Consider the following 19,276-nt stretch of genomic DNA (forward strand, 5'->3'; position numbering starts at 1 on the left):
TACCTTAATCCACGGCCTTCATGGATTCCGCCATTTTTATCTTTCTGATCTTCCCCAGCATCAGAAGATCTACCAGTACGGAAAAGCCCAGGGTTATTATTCCGGAGAAGATAAAACTTAGGGGGGCGATTTTCCGGCCAAACATGAGGTCCGTGGTTTCCGCCACAGAGATGATGAACCGGTGCAGGGGTATGCCAAGGAGCAGCCCCAGAGCGGCGCCAACAATACTGAGGATGGTGATCTCCCGGAAAATATAGGCCGCCGCTTCGCCCTGGTGGAAACCCAGGACCCTGAGGGTGGCCAGTTCCCGGCTGCGCTCGTTGATGTTAATGTAGGTGAGGTTGTAGAGGACTATCATGGCAAGGCTCCCGGCGGCGGCAACGAGGATCAGCACCACAAGGCTGATGCTCGACAGAAGGTTGTTATAGGACGTCTGCATATTAGCGGTAAATTCTGCGCCCATGACACGATCGCTTTCCAGAATACGGCTTATGGCTGCATCCTGGGCGGATGGTTCCAAAAGGCCGGTTTTTACAAGAAGGGTATCGTAACTAAGGCTTCCGCCGAAAACATCCCGGTACGCCTCCGTTCCCAGGTAGAGATAGTTCCCCACATAGTTTTCGGTGATCCCCGTAAGAACAAACTCCCCCCTTCGCCCGTCGGCATTTTCCAGAATAAAGGGGTCCCCAGCCGCAAGGCCCATAATGTCGGCCATCTTTTCGGTGATCACCGCCGAATGCGCAGTAAAATTAATTTGTTCATTAGTATTCCTGCCTTGCAGCCTGATAAAGTCCCCAAGAGTTTCCGCCTGGCCGGGGATATACAGGGAGACGCTGATCCTGTCATCCCCATGGATGACATAGGCATTAGTAATATGGAGTTCCGTATACCCGCCGTCCGGAACGGTGTTGGGCAGGTAAGTATGGATAAGCTCCTCTCCGGCCTCGGATCCTTCCTTTTCTAATTCCAGGCGCAGATCGTATTTCAGGATACTTGCAAACTGGGTGCGGGCTATATAGACCAGGGAATCCCGCAGGCCAAAACCGGCAAGCATGAGGGCGGTACAGCCTGCAATTCCGGTAACGGTCATGAAAAAATGTTTTTTATACCGCAGGAGGTTGCGGGCAGTAACCTTGTAGGTGAATTTCATGGGCTTCCAGATGAAGGGTATGTATTCCAGGAATATCCGCTTCCCCGCCCGGGGAGGTCTTGGGCGCATCAACGCTGCGGGTTTTTCCCAGAGGGAACTATAAGAGGCATAGACCGTGGCGCCCATGGTACAGAGTAATACGGCGCCGCAGGCTATAAGGCCGAAGGGCCAATTAAATTCTAACGCTATGGGGGGAAGCCGGTACCTGGTCCCAAAGGCATTGTAGATGATCATGGGGAGTCCCCAAAAACCGGAAACCATCCCTGCGGCGGAACCCAGTATGCCGGTGATACCGCAGTATATCAGATATTTAGCGGCGATTACCCTTTTTTGATAGCCCAGGGCTTTGAGAACCCCTATTTGTATCCGCTCTTCCTCCACCATCCTGGTCATGGTGGTTAATACCACCAGGGCTGCCACCAGCAGAAAAAATATCGGAAACACCCTGGCTAGATCGGCGATCTTTTCCACATTGGCCCGGTAGTTTGCGCAGCCCACATTGGCATTGCGATCCAGCACATACCACTGGGGATTGTCGATGGCGATACCCCCAATCTTCCGCTGGGCATCCAGCAAATCGTCTTCCCCCTGCTGGAGCATCCTGTCCGCCCTGGCCCGGGCTGCCTCATACTTCGCCTCTCCATCCCCAAGTTTCTGCCGCCCTTCCAGCAGTTCCAGCCATCCTGCCTCTATCTCCGCCTCCGCCGCATCAAGCTCCGCTGCCGCCCGCTCGAATTCCCCGCTGGCCCGGACCCGGCCTTGTTCCAGCAATACCCAGCCCCGGCGCAATTCCCGCTCCTTCTCCGCAATCGTCCTCTCCCCCTCCTCCCAGGCCTTTACCCCCGCATCATACTGGGCTACCCCCTCCCGTCCCCGGGCGGTGGCCATCCTGCTCCGGGATGCACGGGTTTTCTCCACCTCATCCCGGACAGCGTCGAGCGCAGCTTTGCTTTCCGCCAGGATACGCCGTCCGGCGGCAATTTCACCTTCACCTTTTTTCAGCAGCGCCTCGTTGTCCGCCAGTTCCTTCTTTACCCGCTCCTGCTCTTCAGCCAGGGTTACCCGGCCCTTCGCGATACGGTCTTCGCCGTCCCTGAGTTCCGCCTCCCCCTGCTCAAGTTCCGCTGTCCCCGCTTCCAGTTCGAGCCGGCCGGCTGCCAGCTCCTGCCGGGCGCTGATCCTGGCCTGCTCGTATTCCTCGGTTCCCCGATCGATCTCAATGCGCCCCTGATCCCAGGCTTCCATGAGTATATCCTCCCGGCGAATCCGGGAACGCTCCTCCCCCAGGGCTTCTATTTTCACAAGCGCCTCATCCACAAATTCCTGGTAGGGATCGCTAAAGGCGGTAAAACGCCATCCACCGGCCAGGGTGATGTAGGCGTCGGTGTAAACCGGAAGAGCAAAACTGCTGCCCCGGACGTAGAGGGCTGTCCCCAAACGGCCATTGCCGATACCGGTGGGTTCCCTTTCGAAGGATATAAACAGGGGGCTTTTTACAATACCGGTAACCGTATATCTGTTTACCCGGTAGATTTCCTGTTCATCCGCCAACACGGAAGGGGTAAGAAAAAATGTATCCCCAATCTTAAAGTTCCCGAAATAACCGCCGCCCTGCTGGACCAGGCATTCATCGTCCTTTTCGGGGAAGCGGCCCTCAAGGATCTCCACTTGGTTTACAAACCCCTCATCCCCGGCGGCGTCCAGGGGCAATCCGTAAATCCGGGCGGCAAGGACCTCGTCCAAACCGGTTCTGACCAGGGAATCCATCACATAGGCTGGGAGAACCAGGGCAGTGTCGTCCAGGGCTTCCAGGGCCGCAATATCTTCATCGGTGATACCCATGGTAGCTTTAATGAAGATATCCATCATAGTAGTTTTTCTGAAATACCGGTCCATGGAGTGTTTCATGTCCGGTGTAGTTGCCAGAAGCCCGGCGAGAAACCCTACCCCCAGGGCGGCGATGGCAAAGATTGCCACAAAGCGGCTAAGGCTGCCCCGGATCTCCCGGAGTATGGTTTTTATATAGGTTTTGCCAAAGGGTACGTTGGGATGCATTACCACTCAATCTTTTCAACCGGCAAGGGCTTAGGGTTCCTTTCAATATGTACGATCCCCCCGTTTTTCAGCTGAATCACCCGGTCGGCCATGCCCGCGATGGCGTGGTTATGGGTGATAACGATCACCGTCTTTCCCGCGCTATTTGTAACGGAGTTTCCCGCACAGCTTTCCTGCAAAAGCCTGAGTATGTTCTTCCCCGTTTCGTAATCCAGGGCGCCCGTAGGTTCATCACAGAGCAGTATCTTGGGGTTCTTGGCCAGAGCCCTGGCGATGGCAACCCGCTGCTGTTCCCCCCCGGAAAGCTGACCGGGAAAATTGTCCATCCGTTCCGCCAGGCCCACCGCCCTCAGGGTTTCCCGGGGGTCCCGGCTTTCATCGCAAATTTCCGAGGCAAGTTCCACGTTTTCCAGGGCGGTAAGGTTCTGGATCAGGTTGTAAAATTGAAACACAAAGCCCACATCATGCCGGCGGTATTCCGTAAGCTGCCGCTCGTTAAGGGAGCTGATCTCCCGCCCGTCCAGGGAAATGACCCCCTCGTCGCAGGAATCCATGCCCCCGAGCATGTTGAGGAGGGTAGTTTTCCCTGCGCCGCTGGGCCCCAGGATCACGGTAAATTCATTTTTTTCAATTTCAAAGCTTATATGGTCCGCCGCACTTATTCGGTTTTCACCAGCATTGTAGTACTTACAGACCCCACAAAATTCAATAAAACCCATTGTATACTATCGGTAAAACCCCGATTTTTCTGTATTGCCACAACCACCGGTATAGTACATTATAGAATCTAATGAAGGGCCCACATATCCTCAGCTTCCTGCTTTTTCTCCTGTTGGTAAGGGTCCTTCCCCTATCCGCCGAATACCAATGGCCGGAACCTGACAACGACGATCTCACCATCAGGGTCAGTGTCATGGGTCCCGGGGACGAGCTCTACTTCTGGTGGGGACATATCGCCCTCATTATAGAGGACAGGTCTGCCCGGGGAAAAAAACTCTACGATTATGGGCTCTTTTCCTTTGAAAACGATAATTTTTTTGTCAATTTCGCCTTCGGAAGGCTCCTCTATAGCTGCGGGGTCTCCCGGGCGGAAAATAACATCGCCGGATACATCCTGTCCAACCGGGATGTTACCTTCTATACCCTGGACCTCCCCTGGGAAACCAAGGAAAAGGTCCGCCAGTTTGCAGAAGAAAATGTCCAGCCGGAAAATAGGAACTACTGGTACCACCATTTTCGGGATAACTGCGCCACCCGGATTCGGGACATCATCGACTTGGCAACCGAGGGTCAGTTCTCCGAAGCCTTCCTGAACGCCCCGGGCCGCTTTACCCTGCGGGAGCAGGTACAGCGGCACACCTGGTTCAACCCCTTTATGGACTGGTTCCTCAATTATGCCATGGGCCAGGATATTGATGTCCCCACCACGGTCTGGCAGGAGATGTTCCTCCCCTCGGAGATCGGCGCCCGTATCACCGATTTCCGTTATATCGATACCCGGGGCCGGGAACGGAACCTGGTAAAAGCCGTGGATGTGATCAATGCATCAGAAAACCGGCCCCTGCCCCTGGATACACCCCGAAAACAATGGCCCCGGGAACTGCTCTTCAGCCTTTGTATAGCCGCCTTCCTGGGCCTTCTTATGGCGTACCGGGAGAAAGCCGGGGTCCGGGTTGCGCTTGGATTAAGTCAGAGCCTCCTGGGGATCGTCTTCGGCATTGCCGGAACCATCGCTTTTTTCATGTCCTTCTTTACTAACCATGATTATACTTACCACAACATGAACCTCATCTTTATTAATCCCCTGCTGCTTGCAGCGGTTCCTTTGGGCGTACTCTACGCCTTTCCCCGGGACATCTTCCGCGGCAGATTCTGGGGCTTCCTCTTAAAAGCCCTCTGGTCCTATGTTGTAATCGCCGCCGTCTTTTCCATGGTCCTCCGGATCCTGCCCCGGTTCTGGCAGCAGACCCAGGTAAGTCTTGCCCTGGTACTGCCCCTTGCAATGGTATTAAGCTTTGCCCCGGATTGTATCCTCCGGTTTAAACGGCAGTATCTATGGCGGCGGCATCCTTGAGAATCGAAGCCACAGGCAAGCCCGAAGGCTGCAAGCTCATCCGCATCAGCGCGGATCTGGAAGACGGGGTCATCCAATCCATCTCCATCCGGGGCGATTTTTTCGCCAGCCCCGTGGAAGGCTTTGACCGCGCCGAAAAACGTCTCAGGGACGTTCCCGTCCGCGAGCTGGGTTCCCGGTTTGAGCAATACCTGCAGGAAGAGGGGGTGGAAGCCCAGGGCATAAACGGCGAAGGGTTGGACCGGGTATTTGATTCAATCTAATGAATGCTTCTGCCCTATCGTTTGACTCCTGCCTATTCTTTTATATACTATCCCCATGAAGTTCCGGTATCCCCTTGTTACCTGTCTTTTTTTCGCAGCCCTTTCCTTCCTACCGGGACAGGAGGCCGCCCCGCCGGATTCCGCGGACCAATCCGGCCCTTTCCCCCTAAGCCTCCTCTTGGAAGCTGCCCTGGCCGGTGATATCCCCTGGCGGCCCGACTGGCCTGCGGCCATGCCTCCTGATGGCTTTAGCCTTAACTCCGGGCAGGTCCTTTCCCTCACCCTTACCCTGCCCGCCGGTTTTTTGGACCCTACCCCTTCCGAAGCTTCCGGCGATACCCCCGCTGCCGCGGGGACGATTCCTGCCGGGGATGATGCGGATGGAGAAACGTCGGTGGAATACCGTATCATCCGGAATGCCGATGGCCGGCTCCTGGAATTCCCCTTCTTCCTCAACGGAAATTTCTACCAGGTAGGGGTACATTACGATACGGCGGATCCGGTTCTTATCAGAAAAATCACCCTGGACAATCCTGCATCTCAGGATCCTGGGGAGAACACTTTCGAATTTGAGTTTCTTGAATATAGGCAGGAGGAGCCCTCCCTGGTTCGGATCAAGCTTGGCGAAACCTGGTACTTTGTTGCTCCGGAATACCTTGAACGGCGGGTGAACGAAACCTGGTACGATCCCGAAGGTCTGGCCCAGGCTTTTTTTTCCCTGGAATACCGGGCGGTAGAGGGCAAGAAACGACTCTTTTCTATAGATAGCCGCTCCGATCAGGGACAGGCAATCCTGGTGTACGAGTATAACAGCGCCGGGCGTATAAGCGGCATAAGCGCCCTAGACGGGGAATACGCGGCCCTCTATACCGCAGCGGCCCAAGTCCGGTACTGGGAACGGCCCGAGGGGAACTATACCCTGCAATGGGACGAAAAGGGCTTCCTGGTCCGGATGACTGGGGTGTTAACCGGCGATTCATCGGCGCCTCAACAATCGGATATCCGGTATGAATATACCCTGGATGAACGGGGTAACTGGACAGAACGGAGGGAGATTTCCTTTGCCCGCCTGTTTGGGCGCCTGGTCCCGAATTCCGAAACCGTGATACACCGTACCATTAGTTATGGAGACAAGTGAAATGGCAGAAAATTGGCAGGATACGCTGTACACAAAAACCTTTGACCAGGAGGTTCTGGGCTTAGAACGGCGCCGGGCAGTGGATCCCAGCTGTACCATTGCGGATGTGGATGGCATACTCCAGGGCCTCTATGTGCAGGACGGGGCGGACTGGCTTGGCCGCGGGGAAGTTGGGGATATCACCATGGCGGCAACCATCGCCGCCTATGAACATATCATCGCCGAATGGTCGGCAACGCTCCCCAGGGAACTCCCCACAAAACGTTAAAACGTGTCGTTTTTGTTGTTATTTTCCAAAAAAATTTGTTACCTTTTTACCCATTGATTGCTTTATAGGTAGGTAAATGGTTGGCACTATTTTCCTATTCCTCCTTTCCTTTTTTTCTGCCCCGGAGAAGGTTCTTCTTCGGGGCTCTTTTTATCTCTTGCGGATAATGTTATTTACCGGTATTATTAATAAGGAGATGAATATGGAATGGCGGGCGAGTCATATCTTAGTTAAGGACCGGCCTTTGGCCGATGATATTCTTAAAAGAATCAAACAGGGGGGCCAATTTGAATCCCTTGCCAGGGAATTTTCAACCTGCCCCTCCAAATCTTCCGGAGGGGACTTGGGATGGTTCGGTCCGGGGAAAATGGTAGCGGCCTTTGAATCGGCGGTAAAGCGTCTTTCGCCGGGATCGGTGGGGGATGTTGTGCAAACCCAATTTGGATACCATATAATCAAGTGTACCGGTAGAAAAGAATGAGCTTGATTTAAGGAGGGATCCGATGGACAACAAAGACACCGATTTTAAATCCATACTTCGTGTCGATTCGGAATTGAATCAGATTCAGGATTTGGATCTCCTGCTTGAACGGATACTCCAGGAAGCTCGGCAGGTTGTCCATGCCGATGCGGGTTCAATCTATGTACGGGAAACCGAGGAAGTCGACGGGGAACGGGTGGAAAAACTGGTCATCAAATATGCCCAGAATGATACCCAGCAGAATTTGCTCCCCCCGGGACAAAAGCTCATCTATTCTGTTTTTTCTCTGCCCATCAATAAATTAACGATTTCCGGTTACTGCGCATCGACCAAGAAACTGATCAACGTTCCGGATGTGTACAACCTGCCTTCCGATGCGCCCTATTCCTTCAGTACCACCTACGATAAAATTTCCAATTATAAAACCACCTCAACCCTGGCTATTCCCCTGGTAACCGCCGAAGGCCGCCTTATGGGGGTAATTCAGATTATCAATTCCAAAGACAAGGATGGCAAAACGGTCCCCTTCTCCAAGGATGATGAATTTTTGATCACCCACTTTGCCGCCAATGTAACGGTCGCCCTCCAACGGGCCTATGTAACCCGGGCTATGATACTCAGGATGATCCGTATGTCCGAACTCCGGGACCCCAAGGAAACCGGAACCCACGTAAACCGGGTAGCGGGCTATGCGGTGGAGATCTACGATGGCTATGCCAAGCGCCATAATGTACCCAACGAGGAACGGGAAAAATACCGTGACACCTTAAAAATCGCCGCCATGCTCCACGATGTGGGAAAGGTAGCCATCTCGGATATGATACTAAAAAAACCGGGCCGCTTTACCCCGGAGGAATATCTGGTAATGCAGCACCACACCGTGTATGGCGCCGGGCTCTTTGACGATCTCCAATCGGAGATGGATACCATTGCCCGGGATATCGCCCTGACCCATCATGAGAACTGGGATGGTACGGGCTATCCCGGCTGGATTGATCCGGTAACCCAGAAACCCATCAAAGCGGACGATCAGGGAAAGCCCCTGGGGAGACGGGAAGAGGAAATTCCCCTGCCGGGACGCATTGTAGCTCTGGCGGATGTCTATGACGCCCTCTGTTCCCGCCGGGTATATAAGGACCCATGGACGGAGGATCAGGTTTTATCAGAAATACGAAACGTCAGGGGCGTTAAATTTGACCCGGAATTGACGGATGTATTTTTTGAGGTCCTGCCCAACATAAAACAGATACAAAACCTCTACCCCGAACAAGCGTAGCGGGTAAGTTTAACCAGTACACGGTCCAGGCCATCGGCGAAGGTTTTGAGTTCTTTTTTCCCATAGGTCGCTATGCGCTCCATCCCAAGACCGCTCTGGGCCAATTCTACCATAAAGTCCCGCAGGGAAAGCCGTTCCCGGATATTTTCCCGGGTATAGACCTGTCCCCGATCATCGATCACCAGGATGGACGCCTCTACCAAACGCAATGCCAGGGGTATATCCCGGGTAATCGCCAGATCCCCCGGCTCAGCTAATTCGACGATCCGGTCATCTGCGGCGCCCTCCCCCGCCGGACAGAGTTCCATAAGGGTAAATTCTCCATCAGGCCCGCCAATGCCCGGGATTGGATGATTGGCCGCGAAGATCGATTTGATCCGGCGCCGGATTGCCGTTTTACGTATCAGCTCCCGGGCAGGCCGGGGGCAGGAATCGGCGTCAACCAGGATTTTCAAACAGGGAGGCTCCCCAAAAGCTCCGTACCGGTACCGGCGATGTAGATGGTATAGTTCCCGGAAAAAACGAGCTGCGAACCAAAGGCGATAAAGGCGCTCTCCCCTTGTTTCAGCCGCAGTTTTTCTGTGGGAATGATAAGCTCCCCTTCAAGCACAATCAGGATTACGGGACCGCTTAGGGGGAAAGGGGCCTCCCCTCCGCAGCCGGACATACGGTAAAGGGAAAATTCCCGGCAGGGCGAGGGGTAGCGGTATAGGCCGGGCGAATTTCCAACGCCCGGTGAATGAATGATTTCCGGATTAAAGGGGGCAAAGCGCAGTATCCCTGTTAATTCCTTCAGATCAACATGCTTAGGGGTTAAACCGCCCCGGAGGACATTATCAGAATTAGCCATGAGTTCTATCCCGAAGCCCTGTACATAGGCGTGGAGTATTCCTGCGGGAATGTTCATCGCCTCTCCGGGCTTCAGATTAATAAGGTTAAGATAGAGGGGGGCAATAAGCGCCGGGTCTCCGGGGTAGAGCTCTGCAAACCAGGCTGCGTACTTCCATTCTTCGGCATATTCACCCACAGGATCCTGCCCGTATCTGCGGGCATATTCACCCAGGGCCTGCCGGGTTTCTGCGGGCAGGGAAAATAGGGCGGCAAGGAAACCCCGCAGGGCGGCTTCACGCGCCGGAGCTTCCAGGGCGGAAATGAGGGGCGCTACTTGCAACGAAGTTTCCCGCGCTACGTGCAAGGTCTTTAGGCGCTTGATAATTTCCCCAGGCTCCCGGAACCCAGCCATGGCGGTAAAGGGGGTGAGGGCGCAGATAATCTCCGGCTTGTGGTTTGGGTCCTTGTAGTTCCGGTTGGGCGCTTTTGGCGGAATACCCAGGGAATTTTCCCGTTCCCACCCGGCCTTTGCCTGGGCCAGGTTCGGATGGGCCTGGATAGAAAGGGGCCGGGCCGCAGCAAGGAGCTTGTACAGGAAGGGCAGCGCCCCGAATTCCCCTGCAATGCCTTCCCCCAGGTAACGTGCCGGGTCCAGCCCGATAAGCTCCGGAAGCAGCCGGGGGGCGGGCGAAACGGAACCGGTAGGAAGGGCCAGTTCCGAAGGACCTTCAGGGTGGACCCCCATCCATAGTTCCGCCCAGGGTTCTCCCGTATCATTGGGGAGGCCTAGCTGTTGGGGTATCCATTCCGGGGAACCCCAATCGTACTGTTTAATTGGATTTTTCAGCTTAAAAACGGAAGCCATAGATGTATCCTAGCTCAACTGGGAATAATGGTCAGGGCCCGGTCAAGGCGGCTTATCAATTCCTGGGTGAGTTGCTCCGCCTCAAGGGAATCCCGAACCCGGGGGTTGCGATCCGACAGTTTCTGCAAATCGTCGCAGAGCAAAAAACCCGCAATAATAGATAGTTTAAGAGGATCCTCCATACCGGTTATTTTTTTGGTATTTTCAATAACCTGCCGGTAACGGTTCAGCAGGGTTCCAAGGTAGACAGGATCCTCATCGGCGGTGATGGAGAAAGAAGTTCCCAAAATATCGATGCGAAGATCGCTTTTCGACACCGGCGCTCCTTTAAAAAATATCTAACTCACCGGACCCGGTTTCACCGGTATCCAAGGACGGATCCTCGGGAGTATCGTTAAAAAATTCGTCCGCTCCTGCAGCTGGAACGGGGCTTACCGGGGCTGCAGCAGGAACTGGTACGACGGGCTGCACCGAGACAGCTGCTGGCCGTACCGGTACAGGCGCAACCATAGCCTGAACCGAGGAGAGGCTCTTGCCTATGGCGTCTTCAAACTGGTTAAGCCGGTCAAGGGCGGCAACAATCCCCTCCTCGATCCGGCCCTGATCTTCCTTAAAGCGCTGAACCGAACCCTCAAGCTCTTCCACCCGTTTTAGGGAACTTTCAAGCTTTTCCCGCAACAGCTTGTTTTCACCGGTCACCTGATTGACGTATTCAATCGCCTTGGTGATCTTCGTTTCAAGCTGTCGTACCTGCTCAAGGGTTACCATGGAACAACCCTCAGGAAGCCTGGACACCCAGGGCTGTTTTTGCCTGGGCAACCACGGCTTTAAAGGCTGCTGCGTCTTCTATTGCCAAATAGGCCAAGGCTTTCCGGTTAATGGTTACCCCTGCCTTGGCAAGTCCGTCCACCAGCCGGGAATAGGACAAACCTTCGGCGCGGCAGGCAGCGTTGATCCGGATAATCCAGATACGGCGGAAGTCACCCTTCCGATCCCGGCGATCCCGGTAGGCATAGAAAAGGCCCTTGGTTACCGCATCTTTGGCGGTTTTAAAGTTGGAATGGCGGCGGCCCCAATAGCCCTTCGCCTGTTTCAGTATCTTTTTACGATGGTCCTTTCTTCGGGACCCATCTACTGCTCTTGACATGGGATACTCCTGTTCTTTGGGTATTTCCTACCCGTAGGGCAGGAGCTTCTTTCTGATTACCGGTACGTTGTCACTGGACAGAATACCGGTATGGCGGAGATTCCGCTTCCGTTTGCTGGACTTTTTGGTAAGTATATGGCGAAGGTTCTGCTTCTTATACTTGACCTTACCGGTCCCGGTAAAGGAGTACCGCTTGGCGGCGCTCTTCTTGGTTTTCATCTTCGGCATGATGCCATCCTCTATTTCTTTATTTTGGGGCTTAGTATCATGGACATAAACTTACCTTCCATAAGTGGAGGTTTATCCATCACATATTCCCCTTCAATACGCTTGAGGACATCCTTAAGGACGTCCAGCCCGAGTTCGGTGTGGGCAAGCTCCCGGCCCCGAAATCGAACCGTTACCTTGACCTTATTACCTTCAGCAAGAAATTCCTGGACATGTTTGGACTTAAAATCCAAATCGTGCTCATCAATCTTGGGCTGCATCCGGATTTCTTTTAATTTTAATAGTTTTTGCTTCTTTTTCGAGTCCCGGACTTTCTTTTCATTTTCGAACTTGAACTTACCGTAGTTCAAGATTTTAACCACCGGCGGAACTGCCTGGGGGGCGACTTCCACAAGGTCAAGACCCTGCTCTTTGGCTATTTCGAGCGCCTCGGCGGTGGTAATAACCTGCTGCTCCCCATCATCACGGATGAAGCGCACTTCCCGCACCCGAATCTGTTCATTGATCCTCAAATCCTTATCCGCCAACTGACCTCCTCACCGATCCCTTTTCGGACCATTAGCTTATCAATTACTATACCGAATTACCGAAGCTTTTGTCCACCCCCTGGTCTTGCCGGAAAGCGCCTTTTATAGTATTTTATCTTGATGAGTTTGTTTTGCTTCCTGTGGATGCCCCTGTTTTACCTCTTCTGGCGCTCCATTGCCGTATCGGGTACTGAAAGCGCCGGCGAAATTTGGGCGCTGATCCTGGGGAGCCTGGTGGCTATCATTCAATTTCTCCTGGGTTCCTTTATAAGCCCCGGCGCTTTCGGCCTTTCCCGGTGGTTCAGCGCCTGTGTCGATATCGTTACCCTCCCCGCGGTGATCCCCCTGCTGGTTTGCTTCTTCTTTTTCCGTCTGCGTATCCTTTCGGGGACCGTGAATTATACCAATTTTGCCCTCCTGTGGCTTATCCCCGGGGCGGCCATCCGGGCGGTAAGCTGGAGCGCCCAAAACGATCCATCACTCCTGGTCCTGACCCCTATCCTTTGGACCGCCATAGTGGTGGGTGTCCCTTTTTTCATTACCATACTTCCCAGACAATTCAAATGGACCCTTATTCCAAAGGCGATGGCCATGGGGATGCTTCCCTTCCTGGCGGCCACGGTCTACTGGGCTTTTTTCTCTCAAAAAACAGCCCTGGGATTTCTGCTATTTGCCCTAACCCTTATCCCAATAGGTATTTCGGTTACGGTCTCTTTTTACCGCACTTGCGTAAATTCGTAATTGTTTTATTATTATATTATTAGTATGAAAGGAAATAATATGCTGCGAAAAGTAATTTTTTGTATGGTGAGCATCTTTTGTGTAATTCAAACTATCCCTGCGGATCAGCATGGGGCAGAAACTGCCCTGGATCTTTCTTCCCCGGAATTAGCCGGAAGGGGCGGGTTTAGTACCTCCCAGGGCGGGGCGCCCGCAAGCATCCTCAACCCCGCAGCAGGGGGGGATGCGCAGCGTATTGTCTTTGACGCCGGGGCTCTTTTCCTGGTTTCAACCAGTACCGGTGGTGATATCGGAACAGCCGTTGAATTGGGGGCCCTATTCCCCACGAAATACGCCGTATTTGGAAGCTCCCTGCATGTACTGGGCAGTCCGGGGTTTGACGGTTACTATCCCATAGGAACCACCTTTGGGGGGAACCTGAGCGCCGCTAAAGAATTGTACCCCGGCTTTAACCTAGGCTTGGGATTCAACTTCGCTATTGGAGAAGATAACGACGGCGATGATGTCGGGACCGTCATGGGGGATCTGGGGATCCGCCATAATGTCGGCAAACTGGGGCCGCTGCAGAATTTTACCTACGCCTTTGTATTCCGCGGTATGGGAAAGAGTTATATGCCCGGCGCCTTTACCCCGGTGCTTGGATTTGGTTTTGATCTGATTCATATTCAGGGGAAAAATGATAAGCCGGATCCCCTTGCCGTGAAATTTAACACGGATTTTTCTTTTCCAACCTTTCAGAATATGACCGGGAAATTCGGACTTTCTGCAACCGTGGCTGAACTGGTAACCCTCGCCGCTTCAACGGGGTTCAATATTAATGATATTCAGGAAGACAGAAGCCCCACGTGGCTCCCCTCCTTAGGGCTTACGGTTAACCTGGGGCTCCTTTCTTCCGGGAAACGTATTGCCGGAGGCAGGCTGCCATCGGATGGGGATGTGGGGGTAAGCATGGGCTTTAAGCCCCTGTATAGTGATGTTATCGCCATAGGTCCCGGAGTCAGCTGGTCCGTGGGTGTGCTGGATAAAAAGCCCCCGGTGATCACCGTGGATTACGAAGATGCTATGTGGATTTCCCCCAACAATGATGGTAAGGCCGATGTATTGGAGTTCCCGGTAAGCATAACGGATCAACGGTATGTTGCTGAATGGAAGATGGAAATTTTTGATGAAAAGGATACCCTGGTCCGGACCTATAAAAACAAGGAACTGCGTATTGAAACCATGGGTGTCAAAAACGTTTTGAACCGGCTCATCGCAGGAAAGGCGGGGGTTGAAGTTCCCCCAAGCTTCCGCTGGGACGGGATTTTTGATTCCGGGGATATTGCCGCCGACGGAACCTATCACTTTGTTATAAGCGCGGCGGACGATAACGGAAATACCGCATCCACCATTACCTATATGGTTATGGTGGACAATACCCCGCCGACAGTACAGGTAGAAGAAATTGCCGATGCGGCGAAGATCTTCTCCCCCGATGGGGACGGAAACAAGGATACCCTTGCGATTACCCAACAGGGTTCTGTGGAAGAGCTCTGGGATGCGGGGATGTATAACGCGTCCGGAGAAAAGGTACGGAGCTTTAGTATCCGTAACGGAAATCCCGATCCTATCATTTGGGACGGAACCGATGATACGGGACATATTGTGGCGGACGGTGTGTACAGCTACCGGATCAGCGCCACCGACAGGGCGCTCAATTCGGAGAATGCCGGTCTTGAGAATATCATTGTCAGCACCCTGCAGCCTCGGGTAAACCTCTCCATCAATGACGCCTATTTCTCCCCCAACGGAAACGGTGTAAAGGATACCCTTACCCTGAATACCACGATACCGGTAAAAGAAGGGATCACCACCTGGTCGATAGCCGTGCGGGATAATGCCGGAATAGTCCGGCGGACCATCAACGGTACTAATACGGTGCCGGAACGGATTGATCTTGACGGCAGGGGCGATGCGGGAAGCATACTCTCCGAGGGGACCTACAATGCGGAACTGGCCGTAAACTACCGGAACGGCTATGTATCTACTTCCCTATCACCGGTATTTACCCTGGATGTCACCCCCCCAAGGGCCTCGGTGCGTACCGAGTACAATGCCTTCTCCCCGAATAACGACGGGATTCAGGATGGGATGATCTTCATCCAGGAAGGTTCCGCGGAAATTCTCTGGGTCGGCGAAATACGCAGGGTCGGAGCTGCGGCCAACGACAGGCCCGTAAGGACCGTGCGATTCAGCGGGACTCCTCCCGCCAGGTTTACCTGGGACGGCCTCACCGACACCGGCGCCCTGGCGCCTGATGGAGACTATACCTATCAGCTGAACGCCACGGATCAAGCCGGAAATACCGGCGGATCAGGTTCTCCGGCGCTCTTTGCCCTCAGCACCGCCGACACACCGGTAATGTTGAGCACCGACCTCCGGGCCTTCTCTCCGAACAATGACCGGAACAAGGATACTATCAATATTATTCCCCAGCTCCAGGTTACGGCGGGGATAAGCAGCTGGAAAATAGATATACTAAACAGCGCCGGAACAACGGTGCAGAGCTTTAATGGCTCGAATACCGCTCCCGGATCAACAACCTGGAATGGCAGGGATACTGCGGGCAGCACCGTTCCTGACGGAAACTACACCGCCCGTATTGAGCTGCGCTACGCCGCGGGGAATCAGCCCACGGCCCTTTCCCGGCCCTTCGCCGTGGATACCACGGCGCCCAAGGCAACGGTTACAACGCCCTACACCCTCTTCTCTCCCAATGGGGACGGGAAAAAGGATACCCTTCCCATTAATATACGTACCGAAGGGGATGACCCATGGACAGCGGTGATCACCGATGCCCGGGGTACGGAGATACAATCCTGGTCCTGGACCGGAGCGGCCCCATCGTCCGTAAACTGGGACGGTAACGATAAGGCGGGGAATACCGTTCCCGACGGTGTCTACCGCTTCGCCCTCAGCTCCACCGATGAGGCGGGAAACAGTACCAGGATACCCCTGGACACTATTACGGTGGATGCCCGCATACCCAGGGCCTTCCTCACCGCTAACCAGACTGCGGTTGCCCCCAGGGGCGGCCCCACCGGCGAAGCCCTGCGATTCAGCGTAATCCTCACCCCCAAGGACGGCATTGAAAGCTGGTCCCTGGAACTTAAAGATGAAGCCGGTACGATACGGCGTCACTTCCCCATCCCGGGAACCCGGGAACTATCGCCGCCGGAAAGCATAAGCTGGAACGGCTATGATGACAACGGCGTGCTCCGGGAAGGTAAGTTCGTACCCCAGTTATCGGTTACCTATACGAAGGGAGATGAGGTATCGGTTTCCGCGCCCCCCATCACGGTGGACGTTTCAGGCCCGGCTCTCAGCTTTAGTTACGAACCGGAGTATTTCAGTCCCGATAACGATGGTGTGGAAGATGAGCTCAGTATGTTCCTTGGGGTCCAGGATATGTCCCCCATTGCAAACTGGAGCTTTGAAATCCACGAACCGGAACCGCCAATGCTCTTATTCTACCGTATAGAAGGCCGCGGCAGCCCCGCGGAAAGGACCATATGGGACGGACGCAGTTCCAAGGGCGAACTGGTACAGTCCGCCACGGATTATCCCTTTATCTTCAAAGCCGTGGATGCCCTGGGGAACACCAGTACCCTGGACGGCACCATTGGTGTGGATGTATTGGTAATTCGGGACGGGGATAACCTTAAGATCCAGGTACCTTCCATAGTCTTCCGGGCAAATGAGGCGGACTTCTTTGGCAAAGACAAGGACCCGAGGTTTGGCTTAACCCAGGCGCAGATTGACAACAATAACCGGGTCCTGCGGCGTATCGCCCAGATCCTCAACAAGTTCAGGGATTACCGTGTCCTGGTTGAAGGCCATGCCAATCCCACAAGCCGTAACCCGCCGGCTGCCGAGGCCCAGGGAGACCTGAACCTCAGCGAAAGGCGGGCCAAGGCGGTGGTAGATTTCCTGGTCGGCTTCGGGGTCAACCGGGGACGGCTCAGCTCCGTAGGCAGGGGCAGTACCCGGCCGATTATCGTGTTTGATGATCACGATAACTGGTGGAAGAATAGGCGGGTGGAGTTTATCTTGATTAAGTAACAGAAAAGAATATGCCCCTTTAACATTGTTTGGGGTCCTGCCAGCTGGAAAAAATATCAGGAACCCCCAAAGGGTCCCCCTGATATTTTTTCCACGGAAGCCGCTTCGCGGCAATTTACAAACCCCCGATAAAATTTATTGGGGCATATTCTTTTCTGCCGGTTCGCAGAACCGGTGTGGGGCAGGATGGGTTGGCGGAGTTGGGCAGGATGGGTAGAGACGGTAGGGGACGGGTTTGAGAAGGCGCTGTTGTGTTACTCGTTTTTGAGAAAAAAGTATCTAAATATGTAAAGTTTTTTTCTCGGTGGGAAAAAACTTTACATTCTCCTGAAAACCCTCTATACTGGGTAAAGAGGCGTTTAAATGGTAGAAAAACCGGCTTATAGAAAGGTATATTTGGATAAACTTATCCTATGGCGGGAAAAACAGCTGATAAAGGTCGTTACCGGGGTCAGGCGCTGCGGAAAATCAACCCTTTTGGAACTCTATATCGACTATTTACGGGCATCCGGCGTTCGGGATGAACAAATCATATCCATTAATCTTGAGAAAGTGGAATATGAGGATCTGCTTAACCATAGGGCATTATATAACTACCTCAAAAAGCGGCTCTGTAAAAATCAGTATACCTATATATTTATTGATGAAGTTCAGCAATGTACGGAATTTGAAAAAGCGGTGGACAGTCTTTTTATAAAGAAAAAAGTCGATCTCCATATTACCGGTTCTAACGCCCATATGCTTTCCGGGGAATTGGCAACCTTGCTTTCGGGCAGATATGTGGAAATTACGATGCTGCCCCTGTCTTTTGGAGAATATATCGACTTTACCAAGGCAGGTAAGGACGGCCTAAAAACGGCTTTTAATGATTACCTGAAATCCGGCTCCTTCCCTTATGTGGCGGCAATGAAAATGGACGATGCCATGGCGAGGACCTATGTTGAGGGGATTTATAACACCATCCTTATCAAGGATGTGGCCAACAGGAAACAAATCAATGATATATCCGTTCTGGAAGATATTATCAAATTTCTCTGTTCAAATATCGGCAGTCCCGTTTCGATAAAAAAAATAAGCGATACCCTTAATTCCGGCGGGAGAAAAATATCAGTCAATACGGTGGAGACCTATCTCAGGGCGCTTTGCGAAAGTTTTGTGTTTTATAAAGTCAGCCGTTACGATATAAAAGGAAAACAGCTTCTAAAAACTAATGGTAAGTATTATATTGTTGACACGGGCGTCAGAAATTTACTGCTCGCCGGATCATCCGCCGATCTTGGGCATCTTCTTGAAAACATTGTTTATTTGGAACTTCTTCGCCGGGGGTACCGGGTGAATATCGGCAAAATAATGGAAAATGAGGTGGATTTTGTCGCCGCCGATGCCCGGGGAATCACCTATATCCAGGTTTCCGCTACGGTCCTGGACGAAAACACCCTGAGGCGTGAATTAGAACCCCTGCAAAAAATCCAGGATAATCACCCTAAATATTTGCTCACCCTGGACGATTATAACCAAACCGCCAACTATGACGGCATACGGAAAATGAATATTATCGACTGGCTGCTTAGCCGTAGCAATGCAAGGACGCTTGGTTCAAAGCTTGGCGATATCCCCGGGTACGAGTTGTAAAATGCCGGAAAGTTCCTCATTGGAAAAGCCCTTAGCCTTAAGTTTCCGGGCGGACTCCAGCTTTTCCTGATACGCCTTTTCCTCAGCTTCTTCCCGGCCTTCCTCTCTGCCTTTGGCTTCACCCCAGATAATACCTTCCTCCCGGCCGGCGTTTAGGCCCTTTTCGTAGGATTCCTTTTCACGGTGATATTGGTCATACAGGAACTTTTCACGGGACTCCGCCAGTAACCGTTCCCGCTCGTCTTCGCTCAGCTCCATCAGCGTGGCTACCGCTTTCTTTATTACCGGGTCTTTTTCCGCTACCGTCATGAAATCCTCCTCGGTCTCGCTGGTGAAAAACTGAGACCACGTATATAAGTCTGAACCATCGCTCTGTTCCGGCAGCTTGGGCAGCTCCAGGGTGTTGATTTCCAATAAATCAGTAAATTCAGTCCTCGTTTTCCGGTTCAGCAAGGCATATCTATTATAATAATCCTTTTCCTCCGGAATGAGAATATCA

19 protein-coding genes are annotated in these 19,276 nt (G+C 53.1%); 9 read left to right on the forward strand and 10 right to left on the reverse strand.

Going from position 1 to position 19,276, the window contains the following annotated elements; genetic code table 11:
- Positions 1–4: 4 nt before the first annotated feature.
- The gene (locus TPRIMZ1_RS0113605; RefSeq protein ID WP_010260997.1) at positions 5–3,205 is read right to left on the reverse strand and encodes an ABC transporter permease; all 3,201 of its coding nucleotides are present in this window, start codon (positions 3,203–3,205) and stop codon (positions 5–7) included.
- A complete protein-coding gene (locus tag TPRIMZ1_RS0113610; RefSeq protein WP_010261001.1) occupies positions 3,205–3,924 on the reverse strand; it encodes an ABC transporter ATP-binding protein in 720 nt (239 codons plus the stop codon). The genes TPRIMZ1_RS0113605 and TPRIMZ1_RS0113610 overlap by 1 nt, the downstream gene beginning before the upstream one ends.
- Before the next feature lie 71 nt (positions 3,925–3,995).
- On the opposite strand from TPRIMZ1_RS0113610, the gene TPRIMZ1_RS0113615 reads away from it, so the two are divergent.
- The 6 genes from TPRIMZ1_RS0113615 to TPRIMZ1_RS0113640 all read left to right on the forward strand — a co-directional run bounded on the left by TPRIMZ1_RS0113615 (position 3,996) and on the right by TPRIMZ1_RS0113640 (position 8,705).
- Positions 3,996–5,279, forward strand: coding sequence for a DUF4105 domain-containing protein (locus tag TPRIMZ1_RS0113615; RefSeq protein WP_010261005.1), 1,284 nt, complete (start codon positions 3,996–3,998; stop codon positions 5,277–5,279).
- Positions 5,276–5,542 (forward strand): hypothetical protein, encoded by a 267-nt coding sequence (locus tag TPRIMZ1_RS0113620; protein WP_157784251.1) that lies wholly within the window; start codon positions 5,276–5,278, stop codon positions 5,540–5,542. The genes TPRIMZ1_RS0113615 and TPRIMZ1_RS0113620 overlap by 4 nt, the downstream gene beginning before the upstream one ends.
- Positions 5,543–5,597: 55 nt before the next feature.
- Positions 5,598–6,680, forward strand: a complete 1,083-nt coding sequence (locus TPRIMZ1_RS0113625; RefSeq protein ID WP_010261011.1) for a hypothetical protein — start codon at positions 5,598–5,600, stop codon at positions 6,678–6,680.
- A 1-nt stretch (position 6,681) separates the two neighbouring features.
- Positions 6,682–6,948 (forward strand): hypothetical protein, encoded by a 267-nt coding sequence (locus tag TPRIMZ1_RS19095; protein ID WP_010261014.1) that lies wholly within the window; start codon positions 6,682–6,684, stop codon positions 6,946–6,948.
- A gap of 202 nt (positions 6,949–7,150) precedes the next feature.
- On the forward strand, positions 7,151–7,429 hold the full coding sequence (locus TPRIMZ1_RS0113635; RefSeq protein WP_026043718.1) for a peptidylprolyl isomerase: 279 nt from the start codon (positions 7,151–7,153) through the stop codon (positions 7,427–7,429).
- 22 nt (positions 7,430–7,451) lie between these two features.
- Positions 7,452–8,705 (forward strand): GAF and HD-GYP domain-containing protein, encoded by a 1,254-nt coding sequence (locus TPRIMZ1_RS0113640; RefSeq protein ID WP_010261018.1) that lies wholly within the window; start codon positions 7,452–7,454, stop codon positions 8,703–8,705.
- Here TPRIMZ1_RS0113640 and TPRIMZ1_RS0113645 read toward each other — a convergent pair.
- Genes TPRIMZ1_RS0113645 through infC form a run of 7 tightly spaced genes read right to left on the reverse strand, consistent with a single transcriptional unit; the run spans position 8,687 to position 12,303 of the window.
- A complete protein-coding gene (locus tag TPRIMZ1_RS0113645; RefSeq protein WP_010261021.1) occupies positions 8,687–9,160 on the reverse strand; it encodes a YaiI/YqxD family protein in 474 nt (157 codons plus the stop codon). The genes TPRIMZ1_RS0113640 and TPRIMZ1_RS0113645 overlap by 19 nt on opposite strands.
- A complete protein-coding gene (gene manA / locus TPRIMZ1_RS0113650) occupies positions 9,157–10,401 on the reverse strand; it encodes a mannose-6-phosphate isomerase, class I (protein WP_010261024.1) in 1,245 nt (414 codons plus the stop codon). The genes TPRIMZ1_RS0113645 and manA overlap by 4 nt, the downstream gene beginning before the upstream one ends.
- A gap of 14 nt (positions 10,402–10,415) precedes the next feature.
- Positions 10,416–10,718 (reverse strand): cell division protein ZapA, encoded by a 303-nt coding sequence (zapA, locus tag TPRIMZ1_RS0113655; protein WP_010261026.1) that lies wholly within the window; start codon positions 10,716–10,718, stop codon positions 10,416–10,418.
- Between the two features lie 10 nt (positions 10,719–10,728).
- Entirely contained in the window at positions 10,729–11,169 is a 441-nt protein-coding gene (locus tag TPRIMZ1_RS0113660) for a cell division protein ZapB (protein ID WP_010261028.1), read from the reverse strand.
- 10 nt (positions 11,170–11,179) lie between these two features.
- Positions 11,180–11,548 carry a 50S ribosomal protein L20 gene (gene rplT / locus TPRIMZ1_RS0113665; RefSeq protein WP_010261031.1) on the reverse strand — a complete coding sequence of 123 codons (369 nt, stop codon included), beginning with the start codon at positions 11,546–11,548 and terminating at the stop codon, positions 11,180–11,182.
- A gap of 27 nt (positions 11,549–11,575) precedes the next feature.
- Positions 11,576–11,776: a 50S ribosomal protein L35 gene (gene rpmI / locus TPRIMZ1_RS0113670; protein ID WP_010261033.1), complete on the reverse strand. Its 201-nt coding sequence runs from the start codon at positions 11,774–11,776 to the stop codon at positions 11,576–11,578.
- An 11-nt stretch (positions 11,777–11,787) separates the two neighbouring features.
- Complete coding sequence (gene infC, locus TPRIMZ1_RS0113675) at positions 11,788–12,303, reverse strand: translation initiation factor IF-3 (protein WP_010261035.1); 516 nt, start codon at positions 12,301–12,303, stop codon at positions 11,788–11,790.
- Between the two features lie 120 nt (positions 12,304–12,423).
- Here infC and TPRIMZ1_RS0113680 point away from each other — a divergent pair, with 120 nt between their 5' ends.
- The 3 genes from TPRIMZ1_RS0113680 (at position 12,424) to TPRIMZ1_RS0113690 (ending at position 18,777) form a co-directional block, all read left to right on the forward strand.
- Positions 12,424–13,044, forward strand: a complete 621-nt coding sequence (locus TPRIMZ1_RS0113680; protein WP_026043719.1) for a hypothetical protein — start codon at positions 12,424–12,426, stop codon at positions 13,042–13,044.
- 63 nt (positions 13,045–13,107) lie between these two features.
- Positions 13,108–17,145: a FlgD immunoglobulin-like domain containing protein gene (locus tag TPRIMZ1_RS0113685; protein ID WP_232616833.1), complete on the forward strand. Its 4,038-nt coding sequence runs from the start codon at positions 13,108–13,110 to the stop codon at positions 17,143–17,145.
- Positions 17,146–17,541: 396 nt separating this feature from the next.
- The gene (locus TPRIMZ1_RS0113690) at positions 17,542–18,777 is read left to right on the forward strand and encodes an ATP-binding protein (protein ID WP_232616834.1); all 1,236 of its coding nucleotides are present in this window, start codon (positions 17,542–17,544) and stop codon (positions 18,775–18,777) included.
- On the opposite strand, the gene TPRIMZ1_RS0113695 is transcribed toward TPRIMZ1_RS0113690, so the two are convergent.
- On the reverse strand, positions 18,742–19,276 hold a 535-nt coding region (locus TPRIMZ1_RS0113695), incomplete at its 5' end, for a PD-(D/E)XK nuclease family transposase (protein ID WP_010261048.1). The two genes, TPRIMZ1_RS0113690 and TPRIMZ1_RS0113695, sit on opposite strands and share 36 nt — an antisense overlap.

Origin of the sequence: Treponema primitia ZAS-1 (assembly GCF_000297095.1) — a bacterium.
GTDB lineage: Bacteria > Spirochaetota > Spirochaetia > Treponematales > Breznakiellaceae > Termitinema > Termitinema primitia_A.

Bases quoted from the DNA above. Each gene is read 5' to 3' on its own strand.
- TPRIMZ1_RS0113605 (WP_010260997.1), bottom strand. From the start codon at position 3,205: ATGCATCCCAACGTACCCTTTGGCAAAACCTATATAAAAACCATACTC.
- TPRIMZ1_RS0113610 (WP_010261001.1), bottom strand. From the start codon at position 3,924: ATGGGTTTTATTGAATTTTGTGGGGTCTGTAAGTACTACAATGCTGGT.
- TPRIMZ1_RS0113615 (WP_010261005.1), top strand. From the start codon at position 3,996: ATGAAGGGCCCACATATCCTCAGCTTCCTGCTTTTTCTCCTGTTGGTA.
- TPRIMZ1_RS0113625 (WP_010261011.1), top strand. From the start codon at position 5,598: ATGAAGTTCCGGTATCCCCTTGTTACCTGTCTTTTTTTCGCAGCCCTT.
- TPRIMZ1_RS19095 (WP_010261014.1), top strand. From the start codon at position 6,682: ATGGCAGAAAATTGGCAGGATACGCTGTACACAAAAACCTTTGACCAG.
- TPRIMZ1_RS0113635 (WP_026043718.1), top strand. From the start codon at position 7,151: ATGGAATGGCGGGCGAGTCATATCTTAGTTAAGGACCGGCCTTTGGCC.
- TPRIMZ1_RS0113640 (WP_010261018.1), top strand. From the start codon at position 7,452: ATGGACAACAAAGACACCGATTTTAAATCCATACTTCGTGTCGATTCG.
- manA (WP_010261024.1), bottom strand. From the start codon at position 10,401: ATGGCTTCCGTTTTTAAGCTGAAAAATCCAATTAAACAGTACGATTGG.
- TPRIMZ1_RS0113660 (WP_010261028.1), bottom strand. From the start codon at position 11,169: ATGGTAACCCTTGAGCAGGTACGACAGCTTGAAACGAAGATCACCAAG.
- rplT (WP_010261031.1), bottom strand. From the start codon at position 11,548: ATGTCAAGAGCAGTAGATGGGTCCCGAAGAAAGGACCATCGTAAAAAG.
- rpmI (WP_010261033.1), bottom strand. From the start codon at position 11,776: ATGCCGAAGATGAAAACCAAGAAGAGCGCCGCCAAGCGGTACTCCTTT.
- TPRIMZ1_RS0113680 (WP_026043719.1), top strand. From the start codon at position 12,424: ATGAGTTTGTTTTGCTTCCTGTGGATGCCCCTGTTTTACCTCTTCTGG.
- TPRIMZ1_RS0113685 (WP_232616833.1), top strand. From the start codon at position 13,108: ATGGTGAGCATCTTTTGTGTAATTCAAACTATCCCTGCGGATCAGCAT.